This is a genomic window from Weissella sp. DD23, from assembly GCF_001579105.1.
Lineage (GTDB): Bacteria > Bacillota > Bacilli > Lactobacillales > Lactobacillaceae > Weissella > Weissella cibaria.
The window spans coordinates 3,769-6,342 of record NZ_KQ970392.1 but is presented as its reverse complement, the minus strand read 5'-3'; the positions used below and the strand labels follow the sequence as shown (position 1 = coordinate 6,342).

The window sequence follows — 2,574 nt, the reverse complement described above, 5'->3', positions numbered from 1 at the left end:
TGGACTTCAGTCAAAACATCTGTATCGCCTGGTAGGCCATTATTGATCGTCGTTAACGTATCGAGTAAGGTCGTCACGATGTTATCTGGTGAGACCGGATCTGATGGGAATTCAACACCGGCATAGGCGTAGCGCGTTGTTGTTTGATTGTCATTTTCATCTGTTAAAACCGCTACGATGTTCGCAGCCGCCAAATCAAGTGTCAAAGTATATTTCATGGTATCTCAATCCTCAAAGTTAATACGTCTATTATACCCTACTCATTAAAAAACACCCGACAGAAATCTGTCGGGTGTATCTCTCACAATCTCGCCATCCATCGAAATGGATGGCTTCAATACTCAAGAATCTCACAACTTAAGCATTGGAAACACAGAGTTATTCGTGAAACGAATGAACTAAGTTTCCTGCCATGGGTGCCCCCCAATGGCAAGTACGCAGCGCCAAAGGTCGATAGGGCAACCAACAGCGGCTTCCTTAGTCACTCTGTGTGTTTAAATCTCATATTTTGTGGGTCTTCTACATCGTAGCTTTAGTAAACTTAACGTCGCACATCACACGACTGAATTGACTAAAATTACTTAGCAGCGTCCATAGCGTGTCCACCGAAGCCGTTACGCAAAGCTGAAACAACCTTACCAGTAAACGTGTCTTCTTGTAGTGAACGGTAACGCATCATCAATGACAATGCGATAACTGGTGCTGGAACTTCCAAGTCCAATGACTCTTCGATCGTCCACTTACCTTCACCAGATGAGTGCATACGACCTGAGATGGCATCCAACTTAGGGTCCTTAGCAAATTGCTCTTCGGCCAATTCCATCAACCATGAACGAACAACTGAACCGTGGTTCCACAACTTAGCAACTGCTTCGTAGTCGTAGTCGTATTGTGATGCTTCCAAAACTTCGAAACCTTCGGCGATGGCTTGCATCATACCGTATTCGATTCCGTTGTGAACCATCTTCAAGTAGTGACCTGAACCCAAACGACCAGTGTATAGGTAACCGTCTTCCAAGGCGATTGACTTGAACAAAGGCTCGATAACCTTCCAAGCTTCAGCGTCATCTCCACCGATCATGAAGTTTCCACCGTTACGTGCACCAGACATTCCGCCTGAAGTACCAGCATCGAAGAACTTGATACCAGCAGCAGTCGTGCGCTTGTTTTGCTCCAAGTTATCCTTGTAGTTTGAGTTACCACCATCGATGATGATGTCGCCTTCAACCATCTTCTCGATCAACGTGTCGATAGTTGAGTTCGTTGGAACACCGGCTGGAACCATTACCCAAACAACCTTTGGTGATGGCAATTGTGCCAACATGTCGTCCAAGTCTGATGCTGCAGATACCTTATCTGAGTAATCAGCTGCTTCCTTAACGAAGTCTGCGTTCAAGTCGAATGCAACAACTTCGTGACCGTTATCAACGGCGTTCTTTACCAAGTTCAAACCCATCTTACCAAGGCCGATCATAGCGAACTTCATTTGAGTTACCTCTTTTTTCTTGTGCTTGTTTTTTCTACAATCATTATTATAATGCAAAAGTTTTTCACTTTGCAACCCTTTTTGTTGTAAAATGTTTTCATAGGGTTTTTAGTCAGGAATATTGGAACGCACTAAAAACTATTAAACAATGGAAAAGTATGCCCATAACGGGTTAAATACATGATTAATATATTTAAAAAGGAGATAAAATGGCGCAATCCGGCTTTACACGCATTCGTTCAATGCGTGAACAACTTTCTGGTTCCGACGAAAAAGTCGCAACTTTTATCTTAGCAAACCCCGAAGAAATTCGTTCTTTAACTATTCAGGGCCTGGCAAATGCGGTTGGCCTCTCAACGGCAACCATCTCTCGTTTTGTAAAGCGCGTCGGCTTTAGCTCATTCCGTGAATTTTCACTTAGCTTGGCCGTTGTGACCCAATCAGATGATACTTTCTTTGGTGAAATCGATGAAGAAGATGATACCAGTGAAATCGTCAAGAAGGTCTTCAGCGGCGCAACCAACGCCCTTGAATCAACGGTCAATATGATTAAAACGGCCGACTGGACAACGGCAACCAAGTGGTTAGTTGAAGCACGCCGGGTTGGCCTATTTGGTATCGGTGGTTCATCCATCGTGGCTTTAAATGGTTACCACAAGTTGCTCCGCACCCCATTAGACGTTGAACAGCACCCTGACTACGACGTGCAGCTCATGCAAGCCGTCCGCATGCGCACGACTGACGTGGCCATCGTAGTTTCTCACTCAGGGCGCAATCACGATACGTTAACCATTGCGCGTCAACTTCATACCAACGGCGTTAAGATTATCGCCATTACCGCCTACCCCCAATCAGAATTGGCAAAGCTCGCTGATTTGGTATTGGCCAGCGCCGCGGAAGAAGTTAATATTCGAAGCGAATCAATGTCCTCGTTGATTGCCCAAATCACCATCATGGACAGCCTCTTCACGTTAGTTGGTGTCCAACTTGGCGACAAAACGCAACAGGTGGTTGACCATATGCGTACGGCCATTGAAGGTACCCGTGAATAATAAAAAATCCCGTTTGAACAACCTACGTTCAAACGG

The 2,574-nt window shown here is 45.1% G+C and carries 2 protein-coding genes and 1 pseudogene; 1 reads left to right on the top strand and 2 read right to left on the bottom strand.

Annotated elements, in window-relative coordinates; genetic code table 11:
• Both WEIDD23_RS14475 and gnd read right to left on the bottom strand, forming a co-directional pair.
• Positions 1 to 218, bottom strand: a pseudogene (locus tag WEIDD23_RS14475) (gluconate kinase); the annotation flags it as partial.
• A gap of 359 nt (positions 219 to 577) precedes the next feature.
• Complete coding sequence (gnd, locus tag WEIDD23_RS04515; RefSeq protein WP_010375310.1) at positions 578 to 1,486, bottom strand: phosphogluconate dehydrogenase (NAD(+)-dependent, decarboxylating); 909 nt, start codon at positions 1,484 to 1,486, stop codon at positions 578 to 580.
• Positions 1,487 to 1,695: 209 nt separating this feature from the next.
• Between gnd and WEIDD23_RS04510 the strand changes: the two genes are divergently transcribed.
• Positions 1,696 to 2,538: a MurR/RpiR family transcriptional regulator gene (locus WEIDD23_RS04510; protein ID WP_010375313.1), complete on the top strand. Its 843-nt coding sequence runs from the start codon at positions 1,696 to 1,698 to the stop codon at positions 2,536 to 2,538.
• Positions 2,539 to 2,574: the final 36 nt, after the last annotated feature.